Source organism: Oscillatoria nigro-viridis PCC 7112 (assembly GCF_000317475.1).
Lineage (GTDB): Bacteria > Cyanobacteriota > Cyanobacteriia > Cyanobacteriales > Microcoleaceae > Microcoleus > Microcoleus nigroviridis.
In genome coordinates, this window is the sequence record NC_019729.1 from 875,009 (window position 1) to 892,489 (window position 17,481).

Annotated in this window: 15 protein-coding genes and 1 tRNA gene; 6 read left to right on the forward strand and 10 right to left on the reverse strand. The window is 46.6% G+C overall.

The annotated features are described in order from the left end of the window. Positions 1 to 250: 250 nt before the first annotated feature. The gene (locus tag OSC7112_RS03860) at positions 251 to 967 is read right to left on the reverse strand and encodes a DUF2996 domain-containing protein (RefSeq protein WP_015174675.1); all 717 of its coding nucleotides are present in this window, start codon (positions 965 to 967) and stop codon (positions 251 to 253) included. A 41-nt stretch (positions 968 to 1,008) separates the two neighbouring features. On the opposite strand from OSC7112_RS03860, the gene OSC7112_RS39300 reads away from it, so the two are divergent. Beyond that, positions 1,009 to 1,158: a hypothetical protein gene (locus OSC7112_RS39300; RefSeq protein WP_190274324.1), complete on the forward strand. Its 150-nt coding sequence runs from the start codon at positions 1,009 to 1,011 to the stop codon at positions 1,156 to 1,158. Here OSC7112_RS39300 and OSC7112_RS03865 read toward each other — a convergent pair. The 7 genes from OSC7112_RS03865 to nadA form a co-directional block, all read right to left on the reverse strand. Next, positions 1,155 to 2,042, reverse strand: coding sequence for a hypothetical protein (locus OSC7112_RS03865; protein ID WP_015174676.1), 888 nt, complete (start codon positions 2,040 to 2,042; stop codon positions 1,155 to 1,157). The genes OSC7112_RS39300 and OSC7112_RS03865 overlap by 4 nt on opposite strands. Before the next feature lie 138 nt (positions 2,043 to 2,180). Further along, complete coding sequence (locus tag OSC7112_RS03870) at positions 2,181 to 2,735, reverse strand: hypothetical protein (RefSeq protein WP_015174677.1); 555 nt, start codon at positions 2,733 to 2,735, stop codon at positions 2,181 to 2,183. 337 nt (positions 2,736 to 3,072) lie between these two features. After that, positions 3,073 to 3,189 carry a photosystem I reaction center subunit VIII gene (locus OSC7112_RS03875; RefSeq protein WP_015174678.1) on the reverse strand — a complete coding sequence of 39 codons (117 nt, stop codon included), beginning with the start codon at positions 3,187 to 3,189 and terminating at the stop codon, positions 3,073 to 3,075. 57 nt (positions 3,190 to 3,246) lie between these two features. Continuing rightward, the gene (locus tag OSC7112_RS03880; RefSeq protein ID WP_015174679.1) at positions 3,247 to 3,756 is read right to left on the reverse strand and encodes a photosystem I reaction center protein subunit XI; all 510 of its coding nucleotides are present in this window, start codon (positions 3,754 to 3,756) and stop codon (positions 3,247 to 3,249) included. Positions 3,757 to 3,869: 113 nt separating this feature from the next. Next, the gene (locus OSC7112_RS03885; protein ID WP_015174680.1) at positions 3,870 to 4,586 is read right to left on the reverse strand and encodes a TIGR04283 family arsenosugar biosynthesis glycosyltransferase; all 717 of its coding nucleotides are present in this window, start codon (positions 4,584 to 4,586) and stop codon (positions 3,870 to 3,872) included. Positions 4,587 to 5,005: 419 nt separating this feature from the next. Beyond that, positions 5,006 to 5,623 carry a TIGR04282 family arsenosugar biosynthesis glycosyltransferase gene (locus OSC7112_RS03890; RefSeq protein WP_015174681.1) on the reverse strand — a complete coding sequence of 206 codons (618 nt, stop codon included), beginning with the start codon at positions 5,621 to 5,623 and terminating at the stop codon, positions 5,006 to 5,008. A 166-nt stretch (positions 5,624 to 5,789) separates the two neighbouring features. After that, the gene (nadA, locus tag OSC7112_RS03895; RefSeq protein ID WP_015174682.1) at positions 5,790 to 6,758 is read right to left on the reverse strand and encodes a quinolinate synthase NadA; all 969 of its coding nucleotides are present in this window, start codon (positions 6,756 to 6,758) and stop codon (positions 5,790 to 5,792) included. A 338-nt stretch (positions 6,759 to 7,096) separates the two neighbouring features. On the opposite strand from nadA, the gene OSC7112_RS03900 reads away from it, so the two are divergent. The 5 genes from OSC7112_RS03900 to OSC7112_RS03925 all read left to right on the forward strand — a co-directional run bounded on the left by OSC7112_RS03900 (position 7,097) and on the right by OSC7112_RS03925 (position 16,633). Further along, on the forward strand, positions 7,097 to 8,608 hold the full coding sequence (locus OSC7112_RS03900) for a restriction endonuclease-related protein (protein WP_015174683.1): 1,512 nt from the start codon (positions 7,097 to 7,099) through the stop codon (positions 8,606 to 8,608). Beyond that, positions 8,598 to 12,011 carry a pPIWI_RE_Z domain-containing protein gene (locus OSC7112_RS03905; RefSeq protein ID WP_015174684.1) on the forward strand — a complete coding sequence of 1,138 codons (3,414 nt, stop codon included), beginning with the start codon at positions 8,598 to 8,600 and terminating at the stop codon, positions 12,009 to 12,011. Before OSC7112_RS03900 ends, OSC7112_RS03905 begins: the two co-directional genes overlap by 11 nt. 2 nt (positions 12,012 to 12,013) lie before the next feature. Further along, positions 12,014 to 15,331, forward strand: coding sequence for an RNaseH domain-containing protein (locus OSC7112_RS03910; RefSeq protein ID WP_015174685.1), 3,318 nt, complete (start codon positions 12,014 to 12,016; stop codon positions 15,329 to 15,331). A gap of 265 nt (positions 15,332 to 15,596) precedes the next feature. Beyond that, positions 15,597 to 16,514: a TIGR04168 family protein gene (locus tag OSC7112_RS03920; protein WP_150111484.1), complete on the forward strand. Its 918-nt coding sequence runs from the start codon at positions 15,597 to 15,599 to the stop codon at positions 16,512 to 16,514. Between the two features lie 34 nt (positions 16,515 to 16,548). After that, positions 16,549 to 16,633: transfer RNA gene (locus OSC7112_RS03925), tRNA-Ser, on the forward strand. A 66-nt stretch (positions 16,634 to 16,699) separates the two neighbouring features. Here the strand turns inward: OSC7112_RS03925 and OSC7112_RS03930 are convergent. Both OSC7112_RS03930 and OSC7112_RS03935 read right to left on the reverse strand, forming a co-directional pair. Next, a complete protein-coding gene (locus OSC7112_RS03930) occupies positions 16,700 to 16,984 on the reverse strand; it encodes a flagellar alpha dynein (RefSeq protein ID WP_015174687.1) in 285 nt (94 codons plus the stop codon). Between the two features lie 32 nt (positions 16,985 to 17,016). Beyond that, positions 17,017 to 17,349 (reverse strand): hypothetical protein, encoded by a 333-nt coding sequence (locus tag OSC7112_RS03935; RefSeq protein WP_015174688.1) that lies wholly within the window; start codon positions 17,347 to 17,349, stop codon positions 17,017 to 17,019. Positions 17,350 to 17,481 lie beyond the last annotated feature (132 nt).

The window sequence follows — 17,481 nt, forward strand, 5'->3', positions numbered from 1 at the left end:
TATTGGGCATTGGCCAAACAGGGCATTGGGCATTGGCCAAACAGGGCATTGGGCATCTCCGAAAAACAATCTTATCGGCATCAGCAATTACCAATTATATTACGTCCGGTCAATCGATTACGGCAACAGTGCGAGCTTCTAGCTCGCGAGCGGGACGCTCGCACTGGACAATAATTATTAGGATTAGCCGGACATGATGTTATCAAACCAATGCCCAATTCCCGATTCGCAATTCCCAATTCCCCATTAACTAATTAAGATTTAGCCATTTTTGAGCGTTAAGTCGCTGGACGACGCCAAACACCATGAGGTCTAGTGTTACCTTGCGCTCATCTATCAAAAAAGGCTCTAAAGTGCTAGTTTTGGTATTATTTTCAGCACAGGAAAACGCCCTTTGACTTTGAATATTTTCTTGAGGAAAATACAGGTTAAATTGGCGCTGACCTTCTTGGAATTTCCCTATTACCTGCCAGCAATCCCCGGCGGAACTCATGCCCGCAACTGGGAGTTTTTGCTTTGCAAAACTCACCTCTAAATCCTTAACGCCCTGCTTAGTCAAAGCAGTTTGCAAAGCGGGCAAATAATCTTGTTGAATAAATTCCGCAAAGGGCTTGTCTTCAACAGCAGGTGCTTTTTCCTTTTTAGCTTTAGCTGGGGGCTTGTCGCCTTCGGCCTTGGCGGCGGGCTTTTTAGCAGCCGCCGGAGGCTTGTCAGTGCTGGGTAAGTCGGTTGTCTCGGCTGTGTCGGAACTCGGGGCGTTCTCGATCGAAGCACTGGGAGTTTCCGATTCTCCAGCGGTAGGATTTTTCGGTTCTTTCTTGGCTGCGGGTTTTTTAGCAGTCGGCTGAGGCTGGTCAGTGCTGGGAAAGTCGGTTGTCTCGGCTGTGTCGGAACTCGGGGCGTTCTCGATCGAAGCACTGGGAGTTTCCGATTCTCCAGCGGTAGGATTTTGCTGTTCTTCTGGCATTAACGCTTCCTGTTAAAAGTGATCGGTAAAAGGAGTTGTGAGTGCAAGTCGGGGCGATCGACTTTGGCGATCGCGCACACTTTTTATCGAAAACCAACCGAGAGAGAATTGCTCCTTCCAAAAAATTTGAACTCAAAACACTCTCAGAGGGCGATCGCCCGCAAACATCACAACTCCTTTGGTTATTCTAAATCTCAGCGACAGCTCGTTCAATCAAACGGCGGGCGAGAGTTTGAACACCGGTGTGTTCGTAGTAGTTGGTAGTCATGTCGAGGAATGCGCCCACGTAGTCCACCTTGTCAGCAGAAATTTCCACAAAACTCTGCAAGTGGCCGAGTACGTTTTGGGGAGTCAAACCTCGATCGCTCACAAAAGAGCTCATCCAGCCAGAAACCGAGTTAAAGCTTTCGCCGATAAAGCCGAGTTGGGCTGCGGGAGATCCCCCAGGAATCATGCCGCCGATCGACTTAAAGGCGGAATTATCTTGCAAATCGCTGGGGGAGAGCCTCTCAATCCAAGACTGAGTGGCCATGATAAAGTCTGGCCCCAAAGGAATCAAACCGTCAAAACAAACCAAAGCAGCCATCCGCATCAAGGATTCGCCGCCGTAGTCGCCCAAAGCTGCGGCAAAATCGCCGATGCTGTCGCCGGGAATGCCGTTGATTTGGCAAAAAGCGAGCAACTCAGTGACTAACTTCAAAGAAAGGTCGATCGTTTGAGCTTTTTCAGGCTTGGGGGTGAGATTGCCCAGCATGGACAAAAACGGCACATTTTGGGCGACTTTGTTAGCTAGGGCTGCGGTACCGAGGGCGCTAGAGGCACTGTCGATCGTTTGGTAAAGCCAAAGAGCGCGCTGGTAGCCCTCAGACTTATCGTTGTAGAGGTAGATGGCGCGCTCGCCGATTTGCTGGATCAGTTCTTCGTCAGTTTCGCCAGTAACGGTGCGAATGGTATTTTCAAAGCCAACTAAATTGTTCCACTCACCGGGAACCACAAAGTCAAGCGCTCGGAGGGCTTTGACAGTCATGTTGTCTTTAGGCAGTGTATCGACTAATTCAAAGACTGTTTTGCTCACAAAAAACTCCTTTTGCTGGAACTGGAATTAAAGGTATTACTTTTGGCAGATGGCAAGAACTTCACAGTCTCATTTTGAGAGACTTAGTTCTAATAGCGCCAGACTGGAGTCGGGCGCGGAGTGTGATAAAAGAGATTGCTACTTGAGGCGGGCGAGACCGCCGAGGTTAAATTTTGACAGCCAAGCTTCGCGATCGCTAGCGGTAAAAGAGGGATTGCGGGATTGAACTTTCACCTGATAGCGATTTGCCACTAAAACAGCAGTGATATTAGCACCCTGATTAACAGCGGGATAGCCGCTGATTTGCTTGGTACTTTGCTGGAATTTTGCACCTGCGCTGGGGTTGCCGGCGATGTCGTTAATCGAGAGCACCGCGACATTTTTACCGTCTTTGTTCAACTTAGCTTCAGCAAAACCAGATTTTTCTTGAGCAAAAACGCGATCGAACCCACCCCCTGAAGATGGGAAGTATTTATTTAACTTACCGCCTGCCACTGCCTTCTTGGGCAGGTTTTGATTACTAGCAGTTGATTTATCAGCAGTTGTCTGCTGTGCTTTACCAGGTTTTTGGGTGCTTTCCTGCTGAGCTTTGTCCCAACGGGAGGGGGCTTGAGTTTGACCGCAGGAAGTCACCAGCAGCAGTACCGAGATCAGGAATGGAGCTAAGATGCGGCGTGCGGGGAAAAATTGCATCGCTGTCTCCTCATTAGTAGGTTTCCATAACAATTGTGGCTTACAATTTGGCAATTTGTGTGCTCTGAACGGATCATTTGTCTTCTTTGCAAAAAAATCCTCTGCCTGCAGGCAGAGGATTTTTTGGGAATTACCAGTTTTGAAGGAAGAAAACTGAAAGATTGCTCCACAGATAAATTCTGGGGATGGGGGTAAAGAAACTAAGTTTTCCGATCGCCAGCAATCTCAAAACAATTTTTGCTGATTTTCCCTAGATTTATCTAGAAATGTCAGAGCAATTGTTCGTCAATCCTCTTACTTCGGCTTTCCAACTTAGGTCTTACTTTAGGGGTAAGGATCAGGCGTCGCTTTCAATGTAGATAAACAACAAACCCATTACCACAACCGGCATTAACCATGTAATAACCGGAATCAAAATCCAAGGCAAGAAAGAGGCAGCGTAGGAACCTGTCATATCAAATTCTCCAAACTAAAGTTAGTGTGTTCCAACAGGGATATTGGGGAGTCGAGTCTAATTGTTGACTAAGCCCCGGAAGATGGCATCGACGCCCTTCAAGTTTTCGAGTAAGAAGTAGGCAGCAAAGACACCACCCATTCCACCAATGAAGAAACCAGCGGTAAACTGGCTCCAACCTTCAGCATTTCTGAGGGAATCGGGAGTCATCGGATTAGCGCTAGGGTAGCTGGTGTTGTCTTGCTTGAAAGAGACTAAACCGTAGGCAGACATACCTGCTGTGCCAAGCAGAACTAATACGAGGGCTGTAATTAATCCGCCGAGATTAGCTGCTTCTGGATAATCCCGCAGGGGTCCGAAGACGATTTCGGGGCCGACGAGGAAATAACCGTGTGCCAAACCGATTTCTAGACCTCGAACTAGGGGAGAGAGTCCTTTGCGGTAGGCGGGCAAGTTCCCAATAAATGCTTTTGTGAAATCAGAAGCACTGATGGGGGTGGCTAGATGACCCGTGAAGGGGTCGCCGTTAAAGGGTTTAATAAGCTCTGCATCTCTGGGATCTGCCATATTCTGTTTGTCCTCGCAGTTTAAAAAGTTGAGGCGTTCAAGTCATATTTTACGCAGGGACGTGTTTCCTATTTACATAATTAACGGCGAGCTTTAGAAAAGTTCACTATTCTTTAGTTTTCAGAAGAATTTTTCTTTTGCCTCTTATACCAGAAAGCGAGTCGATCGGGCGACACTCCGAGGAAATAACCGATAATTACTATTTGATTAATGGCGGTGGTTTTGATGACCCCAAGCTGCTGCCAGCGACGGGCGGAGGTCAGCACTGGCTGGGGTACTATTTCAATGCGGCCTTGTTTTTTCAACCGCCGCACGAATTCAAAGTCTTCCATCAGGGGCAAGTCGGGAAAACCGCCGATTTTGTCAAAGGTAACTGCGTGGAGGAAAATAGCTTGGTCGCCGTAGGGCATTTGTAAAAAGTTCGATCGCCAGTTTACCCCTGTTTCTACCAGCCGGAGGCTGAGACTGCGGGCGTCAATCTTGAGTTGAAAGGCCCCCGCCACTGCAGACGGGTTAGCTAGTACCCGACGCGCGCCAGAGTCGTACCCGCGAGGCAACAGAGTGTCTGCGTGGAGAAACAGCAATATCTCTCCAGTAGCGGCGGCGGCACCTGCATTCATTTGGGTGGCGCGGCCTGGGGCGGTGCAAATAACTCGGACACCCAAAGATTTTGCTATATCTGTAGTACCGTCGCTGCTGCCGCCGTCGGCAACAATTATTTCGACATTTTGGGCCTGAAGCGCGGTGGAGATGACTGGGGCAATTGTAGGTGCTTCGTTTAAGACTGGAATGATAATGGAAATTTTGAGATGGGGATTGTCTGGCGACATACAGAATTAAGCAGCCCGTGAGAGAGGGGGGTTTTGTACCAAGCTTATCTGTTATTTGGCCAATTTCTTACGCCGGGCTCGCCCCTACCTTGGCCCTTAACCTGGGAGAGTTTGGTAAAAAACAAAGCTGTTAGTTGCTCCTTTTTTACACCTGGCCCGCGCCTACATTGGGTTTTCATGTGGCAGGGCGGGTTTTGTACAAAACCCGCCCTGTTAGTTGCTTATTTAGTTGGTAATTTTTGGTTTTTTCTCGCGCCTGGGACTATTGTCCCAAGCGCTGTCTAACTGCTACTGAGATTCAGCATTTGGTTAGACAAATACAATTACTATATTATGACGTTCCGGTTTTACAATCAAGCATTTTTATTAAAAAACATATGACAATTTCTAATAGAATATAAAGCTTAAATAGACTTTAGTTATTTCAACATATTAATATCTAAACCGAGGAGATCTTCTGGTCGATCGATATCTGCAAGAGTGGGCAGATAAGCAATATTGAGGTCGAGCTTTTGGGCGATCGCCCGCGTACAAGCCAATACTTCACTGGTTCCCCAGTGAATGCCACCGAACAATTCCGGTATCGCTCGCCGCAGCCCGATCAGATAATAACCTCCGTCTTTGGCCGGGCCCAAAACTAAATCGTGCTGGCTCAATTCCTCAAAAGCTTGTGCCATGATTTCTGCTTTCAAACCAGGACAATCAGTGCCGATAATTGCAGTTTTCTCAACCCCTGAATTAAAAGACTTTTGAAACGCTGCTGTCATTCTTGCGCCCAAATCACCGTCTATTTGATTTTCACAAAAAATATCACTTCCCAACCACTCTTGCATCAGTTGTTGGCTGCCGCCGGCTCGGTGAATTTCTACCGATAACCGGCGGGATTTTTGGAGAGAGAGAGCGCAGGCGATCGTCCGTTGGGCCATCAAGCGGTGAAGGTTGGCAGCGCCTGTTTTTCCCAGCACCGGAATTAGTCGAGTTTTGGTTGTTCCGGGTTCGGGATAGCGGGTGAAAACAATCAGTTTTTCGGGCATCATTTATTGTTCGTGAGTTTTAAAGGCAGGCACCGCAGAGGAAGAGAAGAGAAAGAGTGGATAACTGATTCACAGATTGCCGATCGATGTTGGTGGGTTAGGCAATGACTTAATTTAATCGCCGCGCCCAACCCAGCATACAATGTATTTACTGAAAAATAGCCAGCGGTTAGCTCATTTCTAGCATTCGTTGGATGGGCTGCAAAGCTGCTAGTTGAATATTTAGGGGCATGGTAATTTCAGGGGTTTGATTTTTCATAGCTAGATACAATTTTTCCAAGGTATTTAATCTCATGTGCGGGCATTCGTTGCAAGCACAACTATTATTGTTGGGAGGAGCGGGAATAAAGCGTTTTTGCGGAGCTTGCTTTTGCATTTGGTGAATGATTCCCGGTTCAGTCGCGACAATAAAAGCTTGGCTGGAACTAGCTTGAGAGTATTTGAGCAAAGCAGTGGTGGAGCCTATGTAATTAGCGTGGCGCAGCACGGGAGGTTCGCATTCTGGGTGGGCAATTATTTCGGCTTCGGGATTTTCGATTTTGAGTTGAACTATCTTTTTTTCTGAGAAGTTTTCGTGGACGATGCAAGCTCCTTGCCAAATCTCCATGTTTCTGCCTGTTTGTTCCATGACGTAGCGGCCGAGATTGCGATCTGGCCCAAAAATTATCGGCTGATTTTCGGGAATTTGGTTGACAATTTTAACCGCGTTAGAACTGGTGCAAATTATATCGCTCATTGCCTTAATTGCGGCGGTACAATTAATGTAGGAAATTACTAAATGTCCTGGTCGATCGGCTTTGAAAGCTGCAAAGGCTTCGGGAGGGCAACTGTCGGCGAGGGAACACCCAGCATTTAAGTCTGGCAACAATACTAATTTGTCGGGATTGAGAATTTTTGCGGTTTCGGCCATGAAATGAACTCCGGCAAAAACTATGACATTGGCGCTGGTGTTGGCGGCTTTGCGGGCAAGTTCTAGGGAGTCGCCAATGAAGTCTGCGATGTCTTGAATCTCGGAGTCTTGGTAATAGTGGGCGAGAATGACGGCGTTTAACTCTTGTTTGAGGGCGTTAATGGCTGCAAACAAGTCGTGGGGCAGTCGGCTTTGAGTAAAGTTCGGAGCAGGTGCGGTGGTAAACACAGTTAGAATATTCCGGGGAAGGTGGCGAAGACAGCTAAAGTGTATTTTGAATTATAGTTGATTTCACCAAAAACGGTGGGCAGTTGGGCCAGAGGTAGAAAATTTGCCATAGGTTAACCGACTGACTGGCAGTGGGAGCAAGATTTTGCGATCCAAGAGTGGACTCAGCTAAGTTTTTACCTGACTCTAATTAGACTGAAAGCTTGATCCAGCAAGATATTCACAGGTAAATGACTACCTTGAGCCACGAGTATTTTGAGTAGCCTCTATTGACATCCTTTATTTACATCGTTTAATGTAATCACTATACGATGTAAATTAGTTGGTTTTATACATCTATGTACTTTGAAGACGATCGCCAGTGGGAGGGAACTGCTGAGTTTCTGACAAAAGAACTAAAACGACGGATTGAGCAGCTTGGGCTATCTGTGGAACCACCAGCCTTACGAACTGTGCGATCGTGGAGATCCAAGCAACTCCTGTCACAGCCGAAAGGTCAAGAATTTCGGTTTCGGCAGATTTTAGAAGGACTGGCAACTGCACTTTTGCTCAAGAAAGGCTGGACACTGGCCGCGATCGCGCAAGTTTTACCCTCATTCCCGGACGCAACTTTGGAGCAACAAATTCTTGCCGAGGCTGATGGTCAAAACCCAACCTGGTTGCCACAAATGCAAACAACGACATTGCCATTACCCACAGGACACGCCAGCACGATCGATCTGGCTGAAGATACTGTTATATTGCTGGCCCAGGGAATTCTGCGACAGTACACAAGAATTCTCAATCGAGACATCGTTCGCCAAGACGATACTATGCCATCGGAACTTTATCGGGCTATGTGCAAGTTGGGCAGGCTGTATATCGAATCCGGACAAAGCGATCGCGCGGCTTGCGTGCATACGGTTTTGGAACGTGCTAGATATCCCCTCAATAAGTGGGACTTAGATATTTTTTGTCACGCCGATTTTGACTCGGGTCAAGTAATTCTCATCGATCCAGACTTGCGAGTGCCAACCCCAGATTGTGCAGTAATTGCCAACAGTAAAGGTACTTTTGGCGAAGATAATATCATCGAACACCGCCTGTACCAACGGTTGCGCGAGGCAACTGAACGATTGGGGATTCGCCGCCAGCACAAAGCTTATACGGCTTTGCGATCGCTATTTGGCAGCAGATCGCTCATCGGAGAACACCAACTCTTAGAGTATTTACGTGACAACGATTTAACCCCTTTACAGGGAATGATTGTTGACACCTTTTTTGATAGCGTGTCGGATGTCTGGTTAATTGACGGACACGCTCATCGCTGCGCGTATTGCGGTACGCTGATGCGCCCCTATCCCAATAAAGAACTTTTTCCCGATGGGCGATGTCCGATTCGCCAATGCCTCGGTCACAACTCCTCAACAGCAAAAGTTTCGGAGAAATTAGACCCAAACCAAGACCGATTGCTGATTGCCAAACCGCAAATTTTAACCTATTGGACTGGGCCGGCGATCGACGAATTAGCAATTTTTAAGGCAGCCATAAAAAACGGACTAGATGCCGAACTTTACCCAGAATCAGACCTATGCGATGTAGCAATTAACGGTCGCAATATCGGCATTGATGCTAAGTCATACACCAGTCCTGTCTCCCTTGCTTTGCGCCTCAACCGCACTGGCATCGGAGGGCTGAAGCACTACCGCCGCCGCATCATTGCCGTCAGCGACCAATTAATTGAGGAGCGGCCAGATTACCTCTCTACTTTCGAGTCAGCGCTCGATAAAAAAGGCGATCCTGCTACTCTCGAAATTCTGTCTGTTTCACAAGTCATTGAGTTGTTAAAGGCAATCAAATATGAGAATTAAACCGGATTTCTGGACGGGAATAGATCGCATTTCCTGGCTGTGTGTCTTGATGGCAGAATTTATTGAGACTAATTCCCTAGAATATGCCCCTTTAACGATATCGGGAATGGCGAGTATCATCAATGCACCCGCGTTGACAAAAGCCCGCCAAGCCATTTTCAATATGCGCCTGATGTCGCTGGCTTACGTGACAGAACAGTCAGTGAAACACGCCGTTGCTATTTATAACGATCGCCACTACCGCAACAAAACTCAAGGAACCTATAAAATTAACTTAGAAACACTTCACTTTGAACGCACAGACCCCCTAGAAGACCCTTTAATTGCCGCATCGCGTCAAATTCTGGGCCAGCCTTTGGCACACCAATTTTACAGCGCCACCTTTGCCGATCCCCGCCAGCCAATGGCCGTTGCTTTAGGTGAAGAAACAACAGCCGCGAGAGTGCCAATTGGGCCGATCGCAGCCCCGCTTGCACCGCGCCGCACTCATTCCCTCGATCGCTTGCCGAAAGCAAAAATCCGCATTCCCCTTTCGGAACTGTACGAGTTAGCAGTTGAGATGGATGAACGCGAAGCAAATCACCCTGAAAAAAGACGGGGTAGCTGGGTACAACGGTTTGAACATTTTGCACTTAAGGTGCCAGAAATTGGTAAGGGTTTGCGGGAAGAAACAGTCATCGAATTAGAAGGCATCAAGCACTTAATTGGACTGCCTGGATCGGGCAAAACAACTTTGCTCGTATTAATAGCTGTGTGGTTGGGAAAACGCGGTTATAAAGCAATGTTTGTGTTTCCCTCCATTGAAGTTGCCAGACAGTACATGGCAGAACTGGCATTTCACGAAATTAAAGTGGGAATGCTAGTCGGTCAAAGCGATGGAACTCGTCGCCGACACGCTAACAATATTGCCGAGGCGATCGCAGCATCAGGGGGAAATGGCGGCTTTGCCTATAGTTTGGAACAGGCAGAAGTTTTTGGCTTAAATTGCGTCTTACCTGCGTTTTCTACTGCTGATACTTCGATGTGGGGATTTGGTTATGCACCCTGCAAGGAAATTTTACAAAGCGGTGGCAAAAAAGGGCAGATGAAAAAGTATCTTTGTCCGGTTTGGACGGTGTGCGGCCGCCACAAAGCACCCCGCGATTTGCTAGATGCCGATATTTGGGTCGGCCACGTTCTTTCAATGGATACTGAAGTTCCACCTCATGCTATTCGCGATCGCATTCGTTATTTTGAATTAATTGCCCGGACATTTGATGTCGTAGTTTTTGACGAAGCAGATATGGTGCAATCAAATCTGGATGCTTACGGTGCAGCAACTTTAAAACTTTCGGGGGCGAAAGAATCTATCCATTTAGCCATTCAAGAGCAAATTCACAATCCTTTTGCTCGCGGAGAAAACTATCGATTGTTCGACCGCAATGTAGAACTTTACAGCCGCAATTTATCGGAATTTGGCGATCGCAATACATCATTAATTACTGCCGTTCAAAATATGCCCTCATCGCGAGTGAGCCAACGCTATGAGAATCAGTTATTAACCGTTCTGAGAATAGTCAGCGATTTGTTGGATGGCTATGAGAAAACTTCTAAACGCGATCGCCTAGACGAAGAGGGAGTCAAACAGGGATTTAGCAAAAGTCGAGCCTTAACTCAATTCTGGGAAACAGCAGCTTACCATGCTTTTTACGATCGCACTGGCATTGAACCGCACGATCGGCTCAACCTGGATCTGTGCGCTCAAAGCCTGGGAATCAACCCCGACACCCTCAAACAGCAGTGGGAAACTCAAATTATTAATTTTCGCCGTTATTTAGCAGAGAATCTAATCGAACGGCGCGACAATATTGTCAAAGAAATTGCCAAATTGTTTTTGCCTTTGTGTTTTAAGGATAGCACTGCATCAGCCGAAGCTCAGGATACAATTACCTTACTTGTTTGCGTTACTTTCGTGATTTTAGGCTATCAGCGGATCGTACCGCAAACTAGAACAATGGTAGCAGAAGGACTGATTCGGGAACCGATTGTCGAATCAACGGCAACACCGGAACTGCGACAACTGATTCCTGAGAATATTTTAGGGTCTTTTTCGGGGGTAAAATACAGTTTCCAATCGGCACAAACTACTCGAAGTCAAGCCCGAAATGTGGAACTGTCTTATATTATTTTTGTGGGCGCGCCTCGGATGTTAATGCACCGTTTTCATCAGTTATTTGAGGCAGATGGCGAACTGACAGGGCCGGCAGTTTTAATGACTTCAGCTACTTCTTTTCTCGAAGCAAGTCCTGCTTATCACATTAACTCTGGGCCGGATTATCTGCTGAAGCCGCGCCAAACAGAACACGATCCCAAAAAGAGCATTTACCGCTTCAAATGGCTGCCCGATCGCGAATGGCGCGATGAACCTCTCCGATTTAGCGGTGCAGTCGAACTGCGCGATCGCAATTTAAAAAAAATGGTAGACGCGCTGGTGCAAGGAGGAACCAAGAAATCTGAAATTTACAAATCCATCCTCAACTTTGACGTGCAACATGGTATTTACCGCAAAGCTGCCTTAATTGTTAACAGCTACGAACAAGCTCGGAACGTTAAGAAATTTATCAACGATTACCATCCAGAAATCGGCAAAAGAACCAAAGCAGTTGTTAATTTTCTCGATAACGGAGAGCAACCAACTGATTTCGTCACAAGGGCTCAGTGCGAGGCTTTAGGAGATGATGAAACTTGCGATATTATCATTTTTCCGCTGTTGGCAATTGGTAGAGGCGTAAATATTGTTTTCACCAAAGGAGATAGGCAACTCGATGCAGCCATTGGTACAATTTATTTCCTCACCCGTCCCCACCCCACGACTGACGATACACAACTTTTGTACAGTCTAGCCGGAAAAGCTACCCAAGAATTTGACAGTCGAGTTTTTACTGAAGCAGAAGACTTGTCAGCAATTTCTAATGCTTGGAAACAGTCGAGAAAACAACTCTGGAAAACGGCTAATCGGCTGTTACGCGAACCTCTCATGGCTAGCCGTTTGGGTGAAGATTTATTTAAACCGTTTACGGCCAATCAGATGGTTGGGATTTTGCAAACAATTGGGCGCGGGATGCGAAATGGGTGTCCGGTACAAGTTTACTTTGTCGATGCAGCTTGGGCAATTAAATCTACTAAAAATGAACCTGACTCCGGGCGGGACAGTATGCTAGTTCAGATGCGAATTATTTTAGAAGAATGCGTCAAGCATCCCGATCCAGTGGTTCGAGAAATTTATCAAGAACTTTACGGTGCATTTCTCGATCCCTTGCGGCGCATTGATGGCGTAGTTTACCCGCCAAGTTTACGGAATTCAGAAGGTTTGACAGAGGAAGAAGATGATTTTGATGATTTTTCACCTTTATTGGAGATGTAATTATGAACGACAAAATTTTTGACAAAATTGAATTCGATGATGACGGCGAAGCAAAGGAAACTACTATTATTGGAGATGCCACCATGAACGACGAAATTTTTGACGAAATCGAATCCGATGATGACGAAGAAACTGAAGCGACTGTGCTTTCAGACACCCTTTACATTCCTCTCGGCAAGCCCAAAAGTCTGAAAGAGATTCCCCTAGCTTTTACCGTGCCAGATAACATCGAGCCAGTAACAGTCAAAGGCTTGACGCTAGGTTGGACAAAAGCTGCTTTGCATGAGCTTTCGACCATCCAAAAAGCTGCTTGCAAGGGCGATTCAGCTAGTAAAAATCTCCCTTATTCCTCGCTGCTAGGTTTGTTAGAAGTAGGACTTGACAGTGCAGCGCGGATTCAGTCAAATTTAGGTTTGAGTTTGTTTTCGTTGAATTCCAAAAGTGTAAAAGAGCCGGAACCATTTGCTTACTTAAATTCCGAAAGTACACAAGATATACAGAAAGCGTTACGCCCAATTATCAACGAGTGGATAACAAATTTCCTAAAACCTTTTGCTGAAAAAGAAGAGGGGCTATTGGAAGTTATCGACCGTTTGGAAGATTTGCACGATCGAAAGGAGTTGTTAACAATTACTCCGTCTGAGTCTCAAGTTTTACCTTGGAAATGGTCAGAAGCAACAGGAACAGCTCAGGCTAGAAAGACTTATGATTATCGGGTGTTAGTCGATTATGCAGCTCGCGCGATCGCGGGAAAAGAGATTTTTCAGGGGCTAGGAACAATGAAGCGGGTTATCTCTAGCAGTGGTAGCCTCACAACAGGGATGGCAGAATTGATTACCGATCCCATTACTTTACCAAAACATACGGGAAAATTCAGTCTGGTGGTACGCTTAGAAGTCGTAACCTATCCTTCTTTGCATCAGCCTTTATTGAAGATAGATGTTTCCAAACGCCGCTGGTTAAGTGGGTTGCAACCTGCACGCTATAACTCAGCAAATATTAGCGGCTTTGTGTTTTCTCAAGACTACAGCGATCGCACCTTTCGCTACACGGTGCTTTCTCAGTCCGAAAAACAGGATAAAAATCAGCAGGACAAAAAGAAAAAGTGGTTTTGGGCGATCGATAAAGATTTTGAAGCATTGCGTGGCAAGCTAAAACTCCCGCTGAAAACCCCTAACGGTCAAAATATTGATGGTTCCCAAATTGCTTTGGGTCAAGCTTCAACAGAACGCTGTCAAGTAATGTTAACTTACCGCAACGGACTGCAAGAAGGAAAACACGGAATTGAGGCTGGCGTACCAGAGATTGATAAATTAGAAGCTTTTGAAAAGATTGCCGAAATTTTCAAGCCTATTGGCTTCAAACCTTTCGATAATTACTTGGAAGTAAAATTTAAGAGGGGTGAAAGCCATAAACTCGACAATACTGCTTCACGCATGATTAACTTGCCTACTCTGTTAGGTGCTGCTTTAGAAGTTCTCGAAAAAGACGACAATTCTGATTTGACTACAAAATACCTAGAAAGCTTTGAGGACGATGAGCTAAACAACTTGCTGACTAAACACCTTGACATCAATTTAGATAATATTTCAAAAGGCAGAAAAGCCCTGCAATTGGTTTGTCAATTAAAAGAACTCAAGGCGATGATTCAGGAAAACCAGGAAGCTATGCGTCGGCTATATCCTAACGAAAACCTGTTGCTTGTTGTCTTTTACCAAGAACAATTACACACCGAAGTGAAACTGCTGCAAGCAATGATTCGAGTTCTCTGGGGTGATACTATCGAAGTTATTGCTAATAGTTTACCACCAAACACTCACGGGCCCAAAGAGTCATTGCCCGGTGCAAGTTTGAAAGCCAAAGAGCGATCGCAACACCGAATAAAAGCCTGGGAGTCGATCGTCCAAAAACTTGCTTTACGCAAACAGCGAACTTTTTGCCTCGTAATGGCACGGGAATGGTATCCAAAAAATAAACATGACGATTCGGTGAATAAACCCTCATCCCGTCAAGCACTGGCTACAATCGCTGGTTCTTGCGTGCAGTTTCTGCTACCGATTGAAACAACTAAGGAGAAACAACTTCTTAAACTAGATGATTTTTTTCATCGAGTACAAGCTGCTCTAAAAGACTTACTTTATGCTCATTCTGGCCGCATTGATGATGTCAAAGAAAAGGTTGACAAATGGCTAAAAGACGTTCCAGCAGAAGCAAGACCAAAAGAAATTATCGGGATTACGATCGTCCGCAAACAGAAAGGTCGCGCTCGCGGTGATATTGGCCCTACATTTTTACCTATTGCTATGCGCCTCAAGGTGGAAACAGGTGAATGCGAACTCTGCTGTGCCTATGAGAAGGGTAATAATTTACAAATCAGCCCTTGGAGCAAGTTTTCTGATGCGATCGCCTTTATTTCCCAAATCTCTCCCGTGAAACTGGCTGACAAACAAGAGGCGCGTCAACTTCGTTTCATGGAATTTGTCAAGCAGATAATTTCCAATTCAGTAGACGAGGGAAATCAACCATTAGTGATGATTGATTCTTCCAACTGCGCGCAACTTTGGCCTTGGCTCGTCGATGCCAGGATGAATGCAAATCAGATTAATTTTGAAACCAAGTCGGGAAGCCCCTTGTACGAACACATGGAGCAAGAATGGAAAGGCGCGCGGCTGATTCGGATTCGCCAAGACCTCGCCCCTGGAATTATCGATAAAAAAGTCCGATATTTAACAGAAACTTCTCTGGAAGATACGCGGACAAAAAAAGAACTGACTTCAACCCTTGAAATTCCTTCAGCCTCTAGTTTAAAGGGATTATTTCGACTAAGTGCAACTAATCAAACGGGTTGTGTTGCTTATCTATCTGTAAGAAATGAAAAACCAGGTAAATTACGCGGTCAAAGTTGCTATCGCTCAACAAAAATTAACGTAGCTGCCAAGAAAGCTGATGATTCTCAAGACAAACTTTTAAATAATGCTGATTTAAAAGTTGACGAAGCTGCCAAGAAAGCTGATGATTCTCAAGGCAAACTTTTAAATAAAGCTAAATTAAAAGTTGACCAAATCGCAAGCAAACCGCCGTTTTTGGGTCAGTGGACAACTCCCAATCCCCTTGAGATTGTTGTTACCTTGCGACAAGAAAATGACAATCCCGATCGCCTTGCTGCGCTTGTGGAATCTCTTCGCTATAGTTTCGGTCACTACAGCGACTGGTCGAGCTTACCGGCTCCCCTGTTCTTCGAGCGAGTTGTGCGAGACTATATCAGCGAATTTGCAATTGAAGATGAGCAAATGGAGGCGGAACCAGAGTTAGAGGAATAATTCAGTCTAGGGTTGCTGTCCCTACTCGGTTGAGTGTTAGGGCGTTGCAGTCGGTAATTAACGGGCTTAACTTCAGGGCAATCGCCTCCAATGTCAATGGGGAGAGAGGATTTTTGCGCTTAGGAGTAAAAGATGAAGAAAGTGGAGCCAATCTCAAATCTCAAATCTCAAATCCAAAATATGCTGCGGGAGAGTGCAAAAATTGGTCGCTGTTTCTTATGCTGAGTAAGAAGGGGCTAGGGATCGATCGCACATGACAAATCACATGAATAAAGCTAAATCTATCAAAATTGCGGTGGTGGGGGACGTTCACGATCTGTGGGAACCTGAAGACGGCGAGGCCCTGAAGCATCTGGGCGTTGATTTGGTGCTGTTTGTGGGGGATTTTGGCAATGAGTCGGTGGAGGTGGTGCGGGCGATCGCCCAATTGGACATTCCGAAAGCAGCGGTGTTTGGGAACCACGACGCTTGGTACACGGCGACAGAGTGGGGCCGCAGTCAGTGCCCTTACGATCGCACTCAAGAAAATTGGGTGAAACAGCAGTTAGATTTAATGGGAGAAGCTCACGTCGGTTACGGGAAAAGGGATTTTCCAGAATTGGGCGTAACTGTGGTGGGCAGCCGCCCGTTTACTTGGGGGGGATCGGAGTGGAAGTACGGGGATTTTTACTCGGAGTGGTTTGGGGTAGAAAGTTTTGAGGAGTCGGCGCGGCGCATAGCAGGGGCAGCAGCGGATGCCGATTGCGAAAATGTGATTTTTTTGGGTCACACGGGCCCGACGGGGTTAGGAGAGGCTCCTGAAGACCCCTGCGGGCGAGATTGGAAGCCGTTGGGAGGGGATTGGGGCGACCCGGATTTTGCGGAGGCGATCGATCGAACTCGGAGTTCTGGAAAGCACATACCTCTGGTAACTTTTGGTCATATGCACCACAAACTGCGGCACAAAAAGCACGAGTTGCGGAAGTCGCTGGAGGTGAGTGCGGAGGGTACGGTGTATTTGAATGCGGCCAGCGTACCGCGAATTGCGAAGAGAGAGTGCTCGAAATTGCGGAATTTCTCGATCGTCCTGCTGGAAAATGGAGCAGTCTCGGAAGTGTCTCTGGTATGGGTAGGCGAAGATTTCGCGGTAGAAAGGGAACAAATTCTTTATCGGCGCACTGAATCTGCAGCTATTTGTAGTTAGAGACATTTGCTGGTATGATAAAATTTATGCACCTGGAGAGGTGGCAGAGTGGTCGAATGCGCCTGACTTGAAATCAGGTGAGCCGCAAGGTTCCGTGGGTTCAAATCCCACCCTCTCCGTTTGACAATTTTCTTGCCTGTTAAGGGTTTCAGGTTAATTGTATTACCGATAGTCCCATTTTCCGCTCAAATTTCGCTCCCATCTGTTCCAAGTATCTCCAAGACCACCTCCATATCTGCCAAGTTTGCGCCGGACTTTTTGCGCCGCGCTTTCAACTGGTTGAGCAAGTCGGCTGGCTCTGGAAATTCTGCGACGGTCGGAGCCGATTTTTTATTTGCTTCCCGATCGCGCCGCGCTTCCTTGAGTTCTTGCTCCAGCATCTGCACCTTCAGTCCCAAATCGCCGTTGCGCTCGTGCAACTGATTCAGTTCTGCATCCCACTCTGCAAGTTGCCTGTTGGCCGCTTTCAATTCCTGCCTGAGCGATTCATCGTTGCCGTCGCTCAGGCACTCAATTTTCCCAGCCGTTCCTCAATGGCGGCCATCCGTTCCATCACGGGGTCAAGGCTTAAACTTACAGCCTTGTCTACAATGTCTACAATATCTGTAGACGCGACGCTATCATTACTTCGTGTAGACAAATTTGTAGACAGCGTAGACAGCGCGTTAGTGTCACTTGGCGTAGACACTGTAGACAGCGTTGTAGACGCGCCTGAGACTTCCTTGAGAATGCGTTGTGCAGCTTGACTTACCGACTCACCCTCTAGCCTCTGAGCTTCTATCCAGTTCAGGAAATGACCGGAAGCCCTGAACGATACAACTTGACTCTGACTCATTGTAGACACCTGTATACAGCATTTGTCTACAATAACTGATAGCTGTCTACACTGTCAACATATTGTAGACAAAATTTGTAGACACGAAAACCCCCCAATTAAGGGGGATGGGATTGAGCCGTCAGTTGTCAG